The sequence below is a fragment of the Streptomyces sp. TAA040 genome (genome assembly GCF_000424845.1).
This window is the reverse complement of record NZ_AUKR01000015.1, coordinates 78,802-95,991: the sequence shown is the minus strand read 5'-3', so window position 1 is coordinate 95,991 and position 17,190 is coordinate 78,802. Positions and strand designations below refer to the sequence as shown.

Sequence of the window (17,190 nt, the reverse complement as noted above, 5' to 3'; positions counted from 1 at the left end):
CCGGTCGTCAGATGTCGATACGGGAGCGGTCGAGCGTGGCCGCGGAGGTGGTGATGAACTCCTTGCGCGGCGCGACCTCGTTCCCCATCAGCAGGTCGAAGGCCTTCTCCGCAGCCTGGAGATCCTGGATGTTGATCCGGCGCAGGGTGCGGTGGCGGGGGTCCATGGTGGTCTCCGCGAGCTGGTCCGCGTCCATCTCGCCCAAGCCCTTGTAGCGCTGGATGGAGTCCTTGAAGCGGGTCCCCCTGCGCTGGAGTTCCAGCAGGGTCTGCCGCAGCTCGCTGTCCGAGTAGGTGTAGATGTACTTGTCCCGGCCCTTCCTGGGGTTGACCAGCTCGATCCGGTGCAGCGGCGGAACGGCCGAGAAGACCCGACCCTGCTCGACCATCGGACGCATGTAGCGCTGGAAGAGGGTCAGCAGCAGGCAGCGGATGTGGGCGCCGTCCACGTCCGCGTCGGCCAGGAAGATCACCTTGCCGTACCGCGCCTGGTCGATGTCGAAGGTCCGCCCCGACCCGGCCCCTATGACCTGGATGATCGCTCCGCACTCGGCGTTCTTGAGCATGTCGGAGATCGAGGACTTCTGGACGTTGAGGATCTTGCCGCGGATCGGCAGCAGCGCCTGGAACTCGGAGTTCCGGGCGAGCTTCGCAGTGCCCAGTGCCGAGTCGCCCTCGACGATGAACAGCTCGCTGCGCTCGACGTCGTCGCTGCGGCAGTCGGCCAGCTTGGCGGGCAGCGAGGAGGACTCCAGCGCCGTCTTGCGCCGCTGGGCCTCCTTGTGCTGCCGGGCCGCGATGCGGGTCCGGGCGGCGGCCACCACCTTCTCCAGCACGGCGCGGGACTGCTGCCTGGTCTCACGCCGGGTGGAGGTGAGGAAGTCCTTCAGCTCCTTGCCGACCACCTGGGCGACGATCCGGGACGCCGCGGAGGTGCCCAGGACCTCCTTGGTCTGCCCCTCGAACTGCGGTTCCGCCAGGCGGACCGTCACCACGGCGGTGAGGCCCTCCAGGGCGTCGTCCTTCACCACATCGTCCTCGGCGACCCGGAGCAGCTTGGCGGCCCGCAGCGCCTCGTTCACCGTCCTGGTGACGGAGCGGTCGAAGCCGGTCACGTGGGTGCCGCCCTTGGGTGTGGCGATGATGTTGACGAAGGACCTGACCGCGCTGTCGTACCCGGTGCCCCAGCGCAGGGCGACGTCGACGCCCAGCTCGCGGGTGACCTCGGTCGGGATCATGTGGCCGCGGTCGTCGAGGACCGGAACGGTCTCCTTGAAGCTGCCCTGGCCCTGCAACCGCACGACGTCGCAGATCGGCTTGTCCTGCGCCAGGTACTCGCAGAACTCGCTGATGCCGCCGTCGTAGTGGAAGGTCTCCTCGCTCGGCGGCGCGCCGTCCACACCGCGCTCGTCGCGGACCGTGAGGGTCAGACCGGGCACGAGGAAGGCGGTCTGCCGGGCCCTGGCATGCAGGTTGTCCAGCGAGAGGCGGGCGTCCTTGAGGAAGATCTGCCGGTCCGCCCAGTAGCGGACGCGGGTCCCGGTGCGGGCCCTGGCGACCTTCTTGCCCTTGAGCAGCCCACCGGACGGGTCGAAGGGGGCATCCGGGCCGTACTCCGTGAAGATGCCGGGCACGCCGCGGCGGAAGCTGATCGAGTGCGTACGGCTGTTGCGGTCGACCTCGACGTCCAGTCGGGCGGACAGGGCGTTCACCACCGAGGCACCGACACCGTGCAGACCACCGGAGGCCGCGTACGAGCCGCCGCCGAACTTGCCGCCGGCGTGCAGCTTGGTCATCACCACCTCGATGCCGGAGAGCCCCGTCTTGGGCTCGACGTCCACCGGGATGCCGCGGCCGTTGTCGGAGACCTCGACCGAGCCGTCCTCGTGGAGAACCACGTCGATGCGGTCGCAGTGACCGCCGAGTGCCTCGTCGACCGAGTTGTCGATGATCTCCCACAGGCAGTGCATCAACCCGCGGCTGTCGGTGGACCCGATGTACATGCCCGGGCGCTTGCGCACGGCCTCCAGGCCTTCGAGGACGAGGAGGTGCCGCGCGGTGTAGTTGGAGCCGTCCCGCTCCGCTCCGGACAGTAGCGCGGTGGACGACGGCACAGATGTCTGGGCGGTCACGCGTTTCGCTCCTCGCTGAATTCAACTCGGGGGGTGGATGGCTGACTGCTTGCCGGTGAGAGCGTACAGAGGCCCGGGAGAGCTGGTGAGCCGCCACCCACGGGTAAACCTATGCTAGACCAGTACCGTACGGCTGTTCGATAACTCAACGGGGTGACGCGTACATCACGTTCCCTTTGAGGCATGAACCATTTAGGCTCCGGGCACGTCCTCATGAACAAGCCGGTGAACCCCGGCTCGGGAGGAGCACCGGGACCGCCGGGTTCCGGAGCACCACATCACGACCGAGCAGACCCTGTGCAGGACCGCACACACCGCAAGACCAGCCACACCAGCGAGACTGCAGGACCAGCGATACGGCTTTTCGCCGCCAACCGGCAGCATGCAGCCATCCGAGAGAGAAAAGTTTCGAGGGAAAGCCCCCAGCGGGAACGTTTTCGGCCTGGTTGGATGTTGACCCTGGTACGACAGCTCGTCGAGCTAGAGAAGAGGCGACGTGACTACTGTTCTGACCCCCGCGAGCCCGCTGACGGCCGCTGACCGCTGTGACCGGTGCGGCGCCCAGGCTTACCTGCGTGTCGTACTCGCCACCGGCGGTGAGTTGCTCTTCTGCGCCCATCACGGCCGCAAGTTCGAGCCAGAACTCAAGAAGATCGCCACGGAAATACAGGATGAGACAGAGCGCCTCACCGCACCGGCCTCCACCGGCGCGGACGACCGCTGATCTGTAGCGTCAGGTAACCACCGACGAGCTCGGACCGGCTCAGGGCCGGAATGCGGGCCGGGCGGTCGCTCCCCTCGCGGGAGCGACCGCCCGTTTCCGTACCCCGCGCGGCTCAGTGCGCTCACCCGTGCCGCAGGACCAGCTCCCGGACCGCCGAGATCCGGGTGTAGACACCGGGACGGCCGGCCTCGCCGCAGCCGGCGCCCCAGGAGACCAGGCCGACGAGTCGTCCGTCCGCCACGAGCGGGCCGCCGCTGTCCCCCTGACAGGCATCTCTGCCGCCCTGCGGGATCCCCGCGCAGACCATGGTCTGCGCCTCGAAGGTGCCTGCTCTGCCACCGGGGTAGGCCTCGGCGCACTCGGCGTCCCCGATCATCCGCACCTCGGCGGCCCGCAGGCTGCGCGCGTAGCGGCCGTCGCCCCGGGTGTCCCCCCAGCCGAGGACCGAGGCTCGTGTCCCCGCCGTATAGGCGGCGTCACCCGCCCGGGCCATCGGCAGGACCGACGAGGCCGGCAGCGGATCGGCCAACCGCAGTACGGCGACGTCACCCGCGTTGGTGCGGGTACTGTAGTCCGGGTTCACCCAGGTACGGCTGACCTCGGTCTCGGTACCGCGCGCGCCCCCGAGGTCGTCCCGCCCGGTGACCACCCTCAGGTCCCGCAGCCTGCTGGCCGGGACCCCCAGCACGGCCTCACTGAAGCAGTGCGCCGCCGTCACGACCGTACGGCGCCCGACCACGGCGCCGCCACAGAACTGCCCGGACCGGTCGTCGCCGTACAGGGCCCGGCTGGAGACCGCGACCACCCAGGGATGCGCGGAGACGCTCGCTCGTTCACCTCCGATGATCCGTTTGTCGGCCGCACCAGCCGGAGACGTGAGGGTGAGGGGCAGGGCGAGGGCGAGGGCGGCAGGCAGCAGCCGTAGGAGAGCAGAAGTACGCATGGGACAGGAATACCCTATGCACGCACATCGCGACACTGCGTCACGGAAACCGGATCGGAGGCCGCCCCCTCACCCGGTCGGCCCACGCTGCGTCCGTCCACCCCGCCGGTACCGCGGTCCGGCGGGAGGACAGGGCGTCCTCTAGTCGAGGTAGTCCCGCAGGACTTGCGAACGGGACGGGTGGCGGAGCTTGGACATCGTCTTGGACTCGATCTGCCGGATCCGCTCACGCGTCACGCCGTACACCTTGCCGATCTCGTCCAGGGTCTTGGGCTGGCCGTCCGTCAGCCCGAACCGCATCGAGACCACTCCGGCCTCCCGCTCGCTGAGCGTGTCCAGCACGGAGTGCAGCTGCTCCTGGAGGAGCGTGAAGCTGACCGCGTCCGCCGGGACGACCGCCTCGGAGTCCTCGATCAGGTCACCGAACTCGCTGTCACCGTCCTCGCCGAGCGGCGTGTGTAGCGAGATCGGCTCACGCCCGTACTTCTGGACCTCGACGACCTTCTCCGGGGTCATGTCCAGTTCCTTGGCCAGCTCCTCCGGTGTGGGCTCCCGCCCGAGGTCCTGGAGCATCTGGCGCTGGACGCGCGCCAGCTTGTTGATGACCTCCACCATGTGGACGGGGATGCGGATCGTCCGCGCCTGGTCCGCCATGGCCCTGGTGATCGCCTGGCGGATCCACCAGGTGGCGTAGGTGGAGAACTTGTAGCCCTTGGTGTAGTCGAACTTCTCGACCGCGCGGATCAGGCCGAGGTTGCCCTCCTGGATGAGGTCCAGGAAGAGCATCCCGCGCCCGGTGTAGCGCTTGGCCAGCGAGACGACCAGCCGGAGGTTGGCCTCCAGCAGGTGGTTCTTCGCCCGGCGGCCATCCTCAGCGATGATCTCCAGTTCGCGCTTGAGCTTGGGAGCGAGTTTGTCGGCCCCGGCCAGCTTGTCCTCGGCGAAGAGACCGGCCTCGATGCGCTTGGCGAGCTCGACCTCCTGCTCCGCGTTGAGCAGCGGAACCTTGCCGATCTGCTTGAGGTAGTCCTTGACCGGGTCCGCGGTGGCACCGGCCGCCGCGACCTGCTGCGCGGGAGCGTCGTCCTCGTCGTCGTCGGAGAGGACGAAGCCCTCGTTCTCGTTCTTCACCTCGACCGCCGGGCCCTCGACACCGGGCTTGGCCGGCGCCGCCTTGCCCGGGGGCTCCTCGACGGCCTCGTCGTCACCCTCCAGGAGCTCCTCGACCACGCTCTTCTTGGCCGCGGTCTTCTTCGCGGGGGCGGCCTTCCTGGTGGCGGCCTTCTTCGCGACCGTCTTCTTGGCCACGGCCTTCTTCGCGACGGCCTTCTTCACCGGCTTCGGCTCGGTCTCGACATCGGCGCCCGCCTCGACGGCCTCCTCGTCGACAACCGGCTCGGGGGCGAGCGGGGGCGCGGGAGCGGCCTTCTTCGCGGCGACCGCCTTGGTGGCGGTGCGCCGGGCGGGGGTCTTCGCTGCGACGCTCTTGCGGGTGCGTTTGGGTGCCTCCGCGGCACTCACCATCAGCGTCACACCCTCCTCGTCCAGAATCTGGTTCAGACTGCGGAGGACGTTCTTCCACTGGGTCGGCGGAATCTGGTCAGCCTCGAAGGCCCGACGCACATCGTCGCCGGCGATCTGCCCCTCAGCCTTCCCCCGCTCAATGAGCGCCATCACAGACTCGGACTCGGCGATCTCCGCAGGGAGCGTACGGGATGTGCTGGCCGACACGAACAACCTCTCGGAACGATGGAAACGGCTACGGCCCCGCTCATGGAGAGCCGGAGCCTGCGGACGCCGAAGAGAACGGAACCGGCGTCCGGGCGGAACATCCGCGGAGGGGTACTACAGCGCCGCGAACGACGGTCGTATTCCCTCTGTGTCTGCCACCTCTTGAGTCATCGCCTCTCCCGTCGAAGCGTTACGCCCAATTCACGTGTCCCGGATCACAGAACGTATCTGATCATTGCCGGCCAGAAACGCTCAAAAGCCAACGCAAGTCGGCGGGAGCCGGACCCCGCACCGGGGCCCTCCGCGTCTGGCCGGTACGCGCGGGGCCGCTGTCCGCTGCCCGCAGAGCGCCCCGCGGACAGCGCCCCGGGGCGGCTCAGTGCTCGCGGGGCGCGGGCACCACTCGGTCGGCGGGTGCGGGCGCTCCCGTGTCGGGCTGGTTGGAGAGCAACTGCCTCATCGCGGCCTCAGCCCCCGGGGCGTCGCCCGAGCCCAGCGCCTCCACGATGCGCTGGTGCCGCCCGAGCGAGGCCTCGTTGGGGCGCTCGCACCCGGTGGCCGGCCCGCCGGAGACGTGCAGGGCGGAGGAGACGATGCCGGACAGGTGCTCCAGCATCCGGTTCCCGGCGGCCTGCAGCAGGAGCCCGTGGAACTCGGCGTCGGCCCGGGTGAAGGTGAGTCCGTCGCCCTGAGCCAGGGCGTGCCCCATGATCTCCACCATCTCGCCGAGGCGTTGTTGGAGTTCGTCACGGCCGTGGCCGGCGGCCAGCCGTGCCGCCAGCGGTTCGATCGCCCAGCGCAGTTCGCACAGTTCACGACGCTGGCTGTCACGCTGCGGCCCGAAGGCACGCCATTCGATGATGTCGGGGTCCAGCAGGTTCCAGTCGCTCACCGGGCGCACCCGGGTCCCGACGTTGGGACGGGCGCTCACCAGCCCTTTGGCCTCGAGCACGCGCAGCGACTCCCGTACTACGGTGCGGGACACCTCGAAGCGCTGGCCGATCTCCTCCGGCACCAGCGGCCGGTCCGCACCCAGGTCACCGGAAACGATCATCTGCCCGAGCTGCTGGACGAGTTGGCCGTGCAGCCCGCGGCCCCTGCTGGCGGCCGGACGGCGACCCGCCCGCGGCATGTCGCCGTCACCCCCTTCCCAGGCGGAGGCGTTCGCGGCACGGGGAGCGCCGGTGGCGTCGGCGTAGGTGTAGCGATCCAGTTCTCCGGGGGCGGACTGCGCGGAGTCGTTGGTGCGGGAGGCGGTCATCATGGAGTGCGCAAGGGTAGTCATGCCCTCCTTTGTCGGCGGGCTTCGGCAACGCCTTGAGGGCTTTGGTGAAAAGCACACGAAAGGGTGATCGTCGACTCTTGCGCCCTTGACGCCAGTTTCGAAAGTTTTCCGCTGCGGTTCGGATGGCGAACCGCAGTTGGCGAACACGCCCCGTGCGGCCGGCCGGGGCCGCCGTCAGCCCCTCCGGCCGCGCAGGGCAGTGAACAGGTAGCCGAGGAACAGGACCGTCAGCGACAACACCAGGGACCCGCCCAGGGGTTGCAGCAGCAGAGCCGCCCCGGCCACCACCGTGTCCACGGCCTCCCCGGGCCAGGAGGCCGCCAGCAGCGACCCGAGCCGCTCAGGCACCGCGTCGAGCGAGCGACCCACCGGGCCGACGAGAAGCCTCTCCGCCCCGGGGACGAGGAGCAGCACCACGGCGAGGAACGCCCCCACCCCGGCGATCGCGGAGCGCAGTAGCGCCGCCCCCAGCAGTCCGGCCCAGGCGCAACCGACCGCCAGCGCGGACGCCGTCGCGCCGAACCGCGCGTCGGCGAGAAGAGCGAGCGGGTCGCTTCCGTGGAGCACGCCGAGCACAGCGGCGTTCAGCGCGCCGGACACGGCGCACAGCGCGACCGCGGTGACCGCCGTCAGCCCGAGCTTCGCGAGCAGCAGGCCCAGCCTGCGGGGCACCGGAGCCTGTGCGGGGGCCAGCGCCGGGTAGCGGAACTCCTGGCCGTAGGACAGCGCGCCCAGCAGCCCGGCGGCGGCGGCCACCGGGGTGAGCGCGAGCGCCTCGGGCCAGGCGGCGAGCAGGTGCGCCGCAGAGGTGACGCCCTGCTGGTCGAGCACCACCGCCAGCAGGAACGCGGCGAAGAGTGACGCCGCCGCGATCAGCCACCCGGACGGCACGCCTGCGAACCGGCGGGCCTCGTAGCGCACGGGCCAGGCCGGTCCCGGAGCCGGCACAGCTGTCAGCCGGGGCGGCAGTTGCGCGCGCGCTCGCCCGGGCGGCGCGGGCACCTCCCGGCCCGCACCTCGCTCCGACAGCGACACTCGGCCCGGCGGCGCCGACCTCGGGCTGCCGGGCAGCGGAGGCTCGGGCCGGCACGCCTCCACGGCACTCGTGCTCGGCTCCGGGCCGGCTCCCGGCCTCGTGGCGGTGCACGGGTCCGGAGCCGTGCCCGGGTCCGGCTCCAGGACCCGCACGGCTTCCCGGTCAGGGAGGGGGTGGGGAGCGTGGAGGGCCGCGGGAGCCCTGCGGATAGAGCTCTCCCCGCCGGCGACCCCGAGGGGGCGGGGGTTCCACGGCCGCTGGACTCCCCCGGCGCCCTTCCTGCCGTCCGCGCCCCTGTCCGGCAGCGGGTGCCGCGGCTCGGGGGCGGCGGCACGGCCGTCGGCCCGCGCCAGGGGTGCGAGCGGGGCGCCGTCGCCCGTGTCCCCCACCTCGTCGGCGAGGCCGTGGACGAGGATGCCGTGCCGATAGGCCGTCTCCCCGACCAGGGCGCAGGCGGCCCCGTAGACGAGGATCCGGCCGCCGCTGTCACGCACCACTTCGAGTTCCCGGCCGAGTCCGGTGGCGGTGGTCGCGGCCGCCGCGCCGTTCCGGGCTTCCCGCACCAGGACCGCGGCGAGCCGTTCGGCGTGCGGTGACGTCACCCGGACCCGGGGCCGCAGCCGGGTCCGGGCGAACGCGGCGACGTCCTGGTCCGCCGCCAGCCGCCCCGCCCGCAGGGTGACCACACGATCCGCGACCCGGGAGGCCTCCAACGGGTCGTCGGTGGTGGTCAGCACGAGACCGCCCTGATCGGCGTACTCGCGCAGCAGCCCGTGCAACCACGCCACCTCGCGCGCGGCCAACCCGCGGGAGGGCCGGTCGAGGACGAGCGTGTGCGGATCGCCCAGCAGTGCCGCCGCGAGGGCGAGCCTGCGGTCCATGCCCAGCGAGAAGCTGCCCAGCCGCTGGTCCGCCAGGCCGCTCAGACCCACCACGTCGAGCAGTTCATCCGCACGCCCGGCCGGGACTCCGGCGACCGCGGTGAGCATCCGCAGGTGGTTGCGGGCGGTTCGCCGCGGGTGTCCGGGAACGTCCCCGAGCATGACCCCGACCTCTCGCAGGACGTGCGGCACCCGGTGCAGCGGGCGGCCACGGAACAGCGCGACACCTCGGCCCGGCTGGAGTTCCAGCATCAGTCGCAGCGCCGTGGACTTGCCCGCTCCCTCCGGACCGAGCAGGGCGGTGACGCGACCGGGACGGGCCTCGAAGGTGAGGTCGTCGACGGCAGGCCGCGCACCGCGGTGGGCGTTACCGGTGAGCCCGATGGCCTGAATCATCGCTTCTCCAGCGGAATGCGTGGGGGACGCATGCAAGATAACGCGACATGTCCGACTGACCCGGCAGGTGGCTCCGCACGCCGTGGCGCGCGGGACGTCAGACCTCGGGACGCAGCATCGGCGGATTGAGCAGCGTGGCGCCACCGGCCCGGAAGAGCTGCGCGGGGCGGCCCCCCTGACGGGTCGTGGTCCCCCCGGTCGGGACCAGGAACCCGGGGGTCCCCGTCACCTTGCGGTGGAAGTTCCGCGGATCGAGGGTGACACCCCAGACCGCCTCGTAGACCCGGCGCAGCTCTCCGACCGTGAACTGCGCCGGGCAGAAGGCGGTGGCGAGCGAGGAGTATTCGATCTTGGACCGGGCCCGCTCGACACCGTCGGCGAGGATCCGCGCGTGGTCGAAGGCCAGTAAGGACGACTGCTCGACCTCCCCGCTCCAGGAGCCGGCCGGGCGCAGGAGCGACTGCACGGTCGCCCAGCGCGCGGTCTGGGCGTCGCCGCCCGACGTGGGCGCCGGCAGATCCGGCGCGAGCGCCAGATGGGCCACGCTGACGACACGCATCCGCGGGTCGCGGTCGGGATCGCCGTAGGTGGCGAGTTGTTCCAGGTGGGCACCGCCGTTGCGGCCCTCCGTCGTGTCGACGGCCAGCCCCGTCTCCTCCGCCAGTTCCCTCGCCGCAGCCGAGCCGAGGTCCTCCTGCGGCAGGACGAACCCGCCGGGCAGCGCCCACCGGCCCTGGAAGGGCGGCTCCCCGCGACGCACCGCCAGTGTGCAGAGCTCGTGTCTGCGCACCGTGAGCACGACCAGGTCGACGGTGACGGCGAAGGGCGGGTAGGCCGACGGGTCGTAGGGCATGCCGTGATCATAGTCGTCTGCCTGACGATAAACACTTCCGGTTCACGGACGACTTCCCGGAACGGGAGCCGCAGACGGCGAGCACCACACCCGACTCCGCCTGCCTGCGGCACGCCGCCTCGGGCGCGACGGCGCACCCGCACCGGCCGTCACACACCGAGTTGCAGTCCATCAGCCGCCTCCTCGACCACACCGGTGCCCAGCCTGCCAATCCGGACGGCGAAGGGCTGCTCGGCCACCCGGAGACCGGTGAACTGCACAGCGCCTACCGGGGCGGAGCGCATCGGACGCAGCGAGACGGTGCCTCCCGGCGCGTCGGGACGCACGCCGGCCACCGCCAGGAGCGCCTGCAGGGCTCCGGCCGCGGCCACCGCCGCCGGCCGGCAGGCGGCCGGGTGCGGTACCGGGGAGCCGTCCCCGAACCGCTGCGGAGCGGCGTACATCTCGGGGAGCCGGTGGTCGAAGCGCTCGGCCGCACCGAGCATTCCGTGCAGCAGCGAGGCTGCCTCCCGCTCAAAGCCTGCGACGGCGAGGGCGGAGACAGCCGAGGCGCTCTCCTCCAGGCGGACCGCGCCGCTGCGGTGGCCGAAGGCGTTGTGTCCCGCCTCTCCGGTGCCGAGACTGCGCAGCCCCCACCCGGAGTCCATTCCGGAACCGCCGAGCAGCCGTGCCACCTGCTCCGTCCGGACTTTGTCGAGGAGGGCGGCCCCCGGCTCCCCTCCCTGCCCCAGGCCGCGGTCCAGCAGCTCCACGACGCTTCCGGTCAGCCGACTCTCGCGGGAGCCGTCGGGTCTGCGCAGCGAGACCGGCCGGCCGCCGTGTTCGTCGGCCTGCCAGAAGTCCTCGTGGAAGTGTTCGCGCAGCCGCCCGGCCCACTCCCGCCAGCCGGCACCACCCGACTGGCCGGTGGCGTCCAGGAGATCGGCCCCCAGCACCGCCCGCCCGGTGGGCCAGGGCCTGCACCTCGGCCCGGTGGGGTCCGCCCGGCCCGGGGTCGGGGACGTAGCCGGCCTCGCCCTCCGCAGCGCCGCGCAACCAGGACAGGCAGCGCCCCAGCGCCGGGAGCAGGCCGTCGATGTCCCGCTCCGGCAGCCCCCACCGGTAGGCCTCCGCCAGCGTCGCGGGGAAGAGCAGGGTCGCCTCGGTGCCCGAACAGCTCGGCGGAGCACCCGGCCGGGCCTGCCGCAGCGGACCCGGGATGCGGCCGTGATGGCGCTCCCCGGCGGCGGACTGCGACCGCGCGAGTATCCGCAAGGTCCCCGCCGCCAGGCGGGTCCCGAGGGGCAGCAGCATCCGCGCGGCCCGCAACGACTCCGCCGGAGCGAGGGCGCAGCGCCAGGGCGCCCCCGCCGCGAGGAAGAGGTCCGCGGGGTGCGCCCGGTCCTTGAGGAGCAGCGCGTCGAGGTCCTCCAGGGCGATGCGGAGCAGCGCGTCCACCCGGGGGTCGTCGCACCGGGCCTCGGCGGCGGCCCAGGGGCGGGCCGGATGCTCGGCCCGCGGCCCGGGCAGCGCCTGGTGCGGGACGGGCGGGTGCGCAGAAGCCGCGGGCGCGGACTCCAGGCGCACGGTCAGGGTGAGCGCGGCGCTGCCGCCCGGCGGCACCTCCACCTCCCAGCGCAGCACGCCCGCCGCGGCAAGTACCGTGTCCGGCTGCGGGACGGCCGTCACCACCGCCCGGTGGGGCCCTCGGGACCAGCTGAGTCCCGCGTCGTGCACCGCAGCGGGCAGCTCGTCCTCGGCGCGCCCCACGGCCACGGCCGACAGCTCGGCCAGGTCGGTTCCCAACCGGACCTCGACCGGCATCCGCAGCACGGTTGCGGCGCCGCTGTGGAGGGTGATCCGCTCGGTGCCCTCGGCTTCCCGGAGCCGCACGACCGTGAGGTCCGGGTCGGGGCCCCGGCTCTCGGGGCCCGGGCGGGCCGCCGCAACGAACCGTGCGCGTCCGGCGCCCGTCATGCGGCTCTGGAGCGGCACGGTCTCCTCTCCTCCGAGCAGGAGACGGCACCGCGACAGGATCCGCCTGCCGCTGCGGTAGAAGCCGTCGAGCCCCTTTCCGGTGAGCTCGCCCTGCTGAGTGGAGATCGCCAGCGCGGGAGCGGCCACGCAGATGAGCAGGGCGTGCAGAGGTTCGTAGCGCGGGAGCGGACGCGGTGGGGAGATCTGCCCCCGGCGCGGCGTTCGCCGCGCCGGGGGCGGGCCTGCGGGGAGTGCACACATGGTTGCTCCGATCTCTGGCTGAGCGCATGCGGACCGGCACGACGACTCGTCACGCCGACTGCCACTGCGGAGAACGCCGCAGGACCCGGCTGGTCACGCGGATCGGGCCGGGCGGGCGAGGCGTTCGGCCCGCTGCGTGCGCAGGCAGGCCCTCAAGGGCTCCGGGTCGAGCCCGCTGTTGCAGGCGGAGTGGAGCAGCCGGGCGAAGACGTACTGCGAATCCGCCTCCAGCGCCCTGCCGAGCGCGACCCGTGCGCCGGCCTCGTCCCCGCCGGACCAGGCGGCCCAGCCGGCCAGGGTGAGCGGGGCGGCGGCCCGGGTGGTGTGAGCGCCGACGCAGCGGCGGCTGAGTGCCCGCCAGAGCCTGCCGACCGGCTCGCAGTCCCTGCGCTCCATCCATTCGGCCGCCTGATCACGGGTGACGCGGTCCTGGAGGCCGATGAGCGCGGTGGCCGCCTCGGTGTCCGAAAGCAGGGCGTCGTCCGCCTCGTCGGCACTGCCGGGCGGCAGCCGCGAGGCCGACCAGCCGGTGTTGCGGAACCGCGTGAGCAGGCGGAGCAGGAGCGCGAGTGTCTCGGCCCGCACCTCCGTCCGCTCCGGCTCGACGGCCATTCTCGGCCGCAGCCCCGCGCAGGCTTCGTCGAGGGTGCGTTCCTGGCAGGCCGCCCGGGAGGGGTCGAGCGGCAGCAGCCGGGCGGTGAGCTCGCGCAGCGAACCGCGCAGCCGGATGCCTGCGTAGGCAGCCGCGGCGGCCATCGCCGAACTGCCCGGCGTATCCACCGGTGTTCCCTCCGCCGGGCAGCAGGCGGTGTCCGTGCAGCAGTAGGACCAGTAGCGACCGCCCGACAGGCCCAGAGCCTCGTGCACCGGCATCCCCCGCGCGGTGCAGGACGCTCGGAGCGCCTCGGCGAGCGGTGCGAGCTCCGCAACCGCCTGCCGGGGCGTGCTCGTGCCGGACGGGTCCCGGCAGAGGTAGACGAGCGCGGCGTCGGGCTCCCGGCCGCGTGCCCGGCTGTTCGCGCGGAGGCATTCGGCGGCCTCGTGGGCGGTGTCGGGCCACTGGGCCGGATCCTGAGGGATCTCGACCCGGAGGCGGCCCCCGAACCGGGCTGCGGGGCCGTGCAGCCCGACCAGGACGAGTGAGTCGTCCGGGTGGTACCCGAGGAGGTAGGGCAGTGCGTCGGCCAACTCGGCGGGGCTGCGCAGGGTGACCGAGGGCCGGACGGTCCCGGATTCGGCGCCGGTGGTGCCGCCGGCGGACTCGCACGGACCGTCGGCGGACTCGCCGGGAGGGGCAGCAGACGGACGGGTGGCGGGCGGGTCGGAGGAGGGCACGCTGTCCTCGGGGAAACCGCCCCGAGCCGGGTGCTGGTGTGTCATGGGTCGACGATGTACCGAAGCGCTCCCCGCCTGCCGCGCGTTGTCCACAAGGAGCGGCGTTCATACGACTGGCGGTAACGCGTCCACAGCCCGGACGGCGGTGCGACGGTCCGCGTCGGCGAAGGACCGCTCGGGTCCGTCCCCTCGGCCGTCGCCGGCGCCGCGCCCCGCCCGAGCTGCTCCGACACCCGCGCCCCGGCCGGCCGCGCGGGACCCCGTCCCGGTCGGCCGGGGCTCGGCCGGCCGCGCGGGAAGGGTCAGCCGGCCGCGGCGAGGGTCAACGGGAGCACCTGCTCACTGCCCGCACGGCGCAGCAGGCGGGCCGCGACAGCCAGCGTCCAGCCGGACTCGGTGGAGTCGTCCACGAGCAGCACCGGCCCGGGAGAGGCCGCCAGCGCCCCTGCCAGCTCCTCGGAGACGGTGAAGGCACCCGACAGCGCCCTGACGCGCTGGGCGGAGTTGCTGCGGCGCACCGCGTGCGCGCCGCTCGGCCCGGTGTACGTCAGGCTCCCCAGGAGGGGGAGCCGTCCGACGGACGCGATTCCCTGGGCGAGCGAGCCGACCAGCCGCGGTCGGGAGAGCGAGGGCACGGCGACGACAGCGACCGGCCGGGCCGGTGCGTCCGGTGCGCCCGTGGCCCAGCCGCCGGACGAGCGCGCCCAGTCGGCCAGGACGGTCACCGCGGCCTTCAGGACGTCGTCGGGGACCGGTCCGTCGGGCGCGTTCTCGGCCAGCAGCGGCCGGAGCCGGTTCCCCCAGCCGATGTCCGAGAGCCTGCCCAGGGCCCGCCCCGGGGAGCACTGCTCCCCGGCCGGGATTCGCCCCTTGAGGTCGATTCCCAGCGCGGGCATGCCCGTCGGCCACATCCGGCGCGGCTCGATCTCGATCCCCGGGCGGTCCAGCTCCTTCGCCGCCCCGGTGAGCGTCTCGGCGGAGACCGCCGCATCCGCCCACGCCCCGGCGCAGTTGTCGCAGCGCCCGCACGGGACCGCGCCCTCGTCGTCCAACTGCCGGCGCAGGAACTCCATCCGGCACCCGGAGGTGCCGACGTAGTCGCGCATGGCCTGCTGCTCGGCCGCCCGCTGCCGGGCCACCCACGCGTAGCGCTCGGCGTCGTAGGCCCACTCGGCACCCGTGGCCGTCCAGCCGCCCTTCACCCGCTTGACCGCGCCGTCGACGTCCAGCACCTTCAGCATCGTCTCCAGCCTGTTGCGCCGCAGGTCCACCGCCGCCTCCAGGGCCGGCACGGAGAGCGGGCGGCCCGCGTCGGCGAGGGTGGCGAGGGTCTGGCGGACCTGCTCCTCGGGCGGGAAGGCGGTGTCGGCGAAGTAGCGCCAGATGGCCTCGTCCTCCGTGCCCGGCAGCAGCAGCACGTCTGCGTGGGCGACACCGCGGCCGGCGCGGCCCACCTGCTGGTAGTAGGCGATCGGCGAGGACGGGGAGCCGAGGTGGACGACGAAGCCGAGGTCCGGCTTGTCGAAGCCCATGCCCAGCGCCGAGGTCGCGACCAGCGCCTTGACGCGGTTCTCCTGGAGGTCGACCTCGGCCTGCAGCCGGTCGGCGTTCTCGGTGCGCCCCGTGTAGGAGGCCACCCGGAACCCGCGCTGCCGCAGGAAGGCGGTGGCCTCCTCGGCCGCGGCGACCGTGAGCGCGTAGACGATGCCGGAGCCCGGCAGCTCCTCCAGGTGCTCGGCGAGCCAGGCCAGGCGGTGCGCCGCGTCCGGCAGCCGGACGACACCCAGCCGGAGGCTCTCCCGGTCGAGCGGGCCGCGCAGCACCAGGGCCTCATCGCCACCGGTGCCCAGTTGATCGGCGACGTCCGCGGTGACCCGCGCGTTGGCGGTCGCGGTGGTGGCGAGCACCGGCACTCCGGGGGCAAGGTCGGCCAGCATCGCCCGCAGCCGGCGGTAGTCGGGGCGGAAATCGTGCCCCCAGTCGGAGATGCAGTGCGCCTCGTCGACGACCAGGAGTCCGGTCGTGGCGGCCAGCCGGGGCAGGACCTGGTCCCGGAAGTCCACGGAGTTCAGGCGTTCCGGACTGACCAGGAGGACGTCGGTCTCCCCTCGCTCGACCTCCTCGTGGATCGCCTCCCACTCCTCGGGGTTGGCCGAGTTGATGGTACGGGCGCGGATACCGGCCCGAGCCGCCGACTCGACCTGGTTGCGCATCAGCGCCAGCAGCGGCGAGACGATCACCGTCGGGCCGGCGCCGCGACGGCGGAGCAGGGCGGTGGCGACGAAGTACACCGCCGACTTGCCCCAACCGGTGCGCTGCACCACCAGAGCCCGCCGGTGTTCCTCCACCAGCGCCGCCACCGCCTGCCACTGGTCCTCGCGCAGCCGGGTCGAACCGCCCGGGTCCCCCACGAGCTCGGCGAGGATGGTGTCGGCTTCGGTGCGGAGCTCTGGATCGTCCATCCCCCCATGCAACCCGATGGGACGGACACCCGGCCACTCCGCCCCGCATCGGGAGGGCAGGGGGCTCGCGGGGCGCGCGACGGGGGCGCGCTTCCGCTCATTGCCGCAACGCGCAGGGCCGGAGACAATCGGAAGGAGTCCCGTCGGGGACGTTCCCTCCTTCGAAGCCGCTGCCGTGCGCCCACGTCAACAGGCACGCTCGGCCCTGGGCGCAGACAAGGGGTATTCATGGCGTTCGGCTCCGCACCCGGACCGGTGACCGGCACTGTCGCGCGGATGGGCCGCTCCCTGGAGCCGTCCGAGTGGGTCGCGGCGGGGATCCCCCTGCTGCACGAGCCCCGGGAGACGGTCACCGGCCTGTGCGACCGGCACCGGCCGGTACCGTCCACCGCCGTGCTGGCGGTGCTCGGCCCCGGCGAGCGGCTGGCCGCCAGTGCCTCCTTCACTCCGGGGCCGGACAGGCCGGACGGCTGGCAGTGCCGCAACGCGCTGCTGCACCGGTTGCGGAGCGTGATCCCGCACGACCTCCGCCGCCGCAGGCCGGTCCGCACCGCGGTGCTGCTCTACTGCCGCAGCGGCGACAACCGGTGGACGGAGGAGGACGGCGCCTGGATGTGGGGGCTCCGCGACGCCTGCTCGCTCCACGGCCTGCGCTGCGGCGCGTACGTCTCCCTGACTCCGGACGGCTGGCGGGTCGTCGGCGAGGACCGCACCGGCCGCAGCCCCTCGGCCACCGCCGCCGGGCACGATCGGGCGGCGGGCTGACCGGCCGGTCCCGGCCCGCCGGGCCGCGCGGTCCCCGGCCGGCGGGGGACCGCGGCCCGGGATCGGTCAGAGCAGGCGGCGCAGCCGCTGCGGGTCGCCGCAGACGACCAGCCGGACGCGTGCCCTGCCGAGCGCCACCGGCAGTGCCTCGGCGACCTCGGAGTCCGCACCGCCGTTGACGGCGAGCACGACGACGGGACGCGGAGTCGCCCGCCGGGCGACGCCGACCTCGGCGAAGAAGACGTCCTGGGCTTCACCCTGCTGACGCCAGTAGGCCTCCTCCCCGAAGGAGAGTTCGTGCTGCGTCCAGGGGTGCGGGCCCCCGGTCGTCAGGACGAGTACCTCGCCGGGCGCACGCCCCTCGTCGAGGAGCGCGTCGACGGTGCTGTCGGCCACATCGAGGGCAGTGGCGTCCGTGGCGTCGACGAGCC

The 17,190-nt window shown here is 73.0% G+C and carries 11 protein-coding genes and 1 pseudogene; 2 read left to right on the top strand and 10 right to left on the bottom strand.

Annotation, left to right across the window (positions count from 1 at the left end; translation table 11 throughout):
- Positions 1-7: 7 nt before the first annotated feature.
- Positions 8-2,131, bottom strand: a complete 2,124-nt coding sequence (locus tag H300_RS0115120; RefSeq protein WP_028428108.1) for a DNA topoisomerase IV subunit B — start codon at positions 2,129-2,131, stop codon at positions 8-10.
- A 496-nt stretch (positions 2,132-2,627) separates the two neighbouring features.
- Between H300_RS0115120 and H300_RS0115115 the strand changes: the two genes are divergently transcribed.
- Complete coding sequence (locus H300_RS0115115; protein WP_028428107.1) at positions 2,628-2,855, top strand: DUF7455 domain-containing protein; 228 nt, start codon at positions 2,628-2,630, stop codon at positions 2,853-2,855.
- A gap of 121 nt (positions 2,856-2,976) precedes the next feature.
- On the opposite strand, the gene H300_RS0115110 is transcribed toward H300_RS0115115, so the two are convergent.
- From H300_RS0115110 to H300_RS0115075, 8 genes and pseudogenes are all read right to left on the bottom strand, one after another.
- Positions 2,977-3,798, bottom strand: a complete 822-nt coding sequence (locus H300_RS0115110; RefSeq protein WP_028428106.1) for a serine protease — start codon at positions 3,796-3,798, stop codon at positions 2,977-2,979.
- A gap of 141 nt (positions 3,799-3,939) precedes the next feature.
- A complete protein-coding gene (locus H300_RS0115105) occupies positions 3,940-5,529 on the bottom strand; it encodes an RNA polymerase sigma factor (RefSeq protein ID WP_028428105.1) in 1,590 nt (529 codons plus the stop codon).
- Between the two features lie 376 nt (positions 5,530-5,905).
- Positions 5,906-6,793, bottom strand: a complete 888-nt coding sequence (locus H300_RS0115100; protein WP_028428104.1) for a FadR/GntR family transcriptional regulator — start codon at positions 6,791-6,793, stop codon at positions 5,906-5,908.
- Between the two features lie 195 nt (positions 6,794-6,988).
- The gene (locus tag H300_RS0115095; RefSeq protein ID WP_028428103.1) at positions 6,989-9,127 is read right to left on the bottom strand and encodes an ATP-binding cassette domain-containing protein; all 2,139 of its coding nucleotides are present in this window, start codon (positions 9,125-9,127) and stop codon (positions 6,989-6,991) included.
- Positions 9,128-9,224: 97 nt separating this feature from the next.
- A complete protein-coding gene (locus tag H300_RS0115090) occupies positions 9,225-9,980 on the bottom strand; it encodes an NUDIX hydrolase (protein ID WP_028428102.1) in 756 nt (251 codons plus the stop codon).
- A gap of 149 nt (positions 9,981-10,129) precedes the next feature.
- Positions 10,130-12,197: pseudogene (locus tag H300_RS27035) on the bottom strand (glycogen debranching N-terminal domain-containing protein).
- A gap of 93 nt (positions 12,198-12,290) precedes the next feature.
- Positions 12,291-13,577, bottom strand: coding sequence for a DUF4192 domain-containing protein (locus H300_RS30250; RefSeq protein WP_078516018.1), 1,287 nt, complete (start codon positions 13,575-13,577; stop codon positions 12,291-12,293).
- Between the two features lie 257 nt (positions 13,578-13,834).
- Positions 13,835-15,994: a RecQ family ATP-dependent DNA helicase gene (locus H300_RS0115075; protein WP_028428101.1), complete on the bottom strand. Its 2,160-nt coding sequence runs from the start codon at positions 15,992-15,994 to the stop codon at positions 13,835-13,837.
- Between the two features lie 228 nt (positions 15,995-16,222).
- On the opposite strand from H300_RS0115075, the gene H300_RS27025 reads away from it, so the two are divergent.
- Positions 16,223-16,759 carry a hypothetical protein gene (locus tag H300_RS27025; protein ID WP_486583870.1) on the top strand — a complete coding sequence of 179 codons (537 nt, stop codon included), beginning with the start codon at positions 16,223-16,225 and terminating at the stop codon, positions 16,757-16,759.
- Between the two features lie 66 nt (positions 16,760-16,825).
- Here H300_RS27025 and H300_RS32445 read toward each other — a convergent pair whose 3' ends face one another.
- A complete protein-coding gene (locus H300_RS32445; RefSeq protein WP_028428100.1) occupies positions 16,826-17,155 on the bottom strand; it encodes a hypothetical protein in 330 nt (109 codons plus the stop codon).
- Positions 17,156-17,190 lie beyond the last annotated feature (35 nt).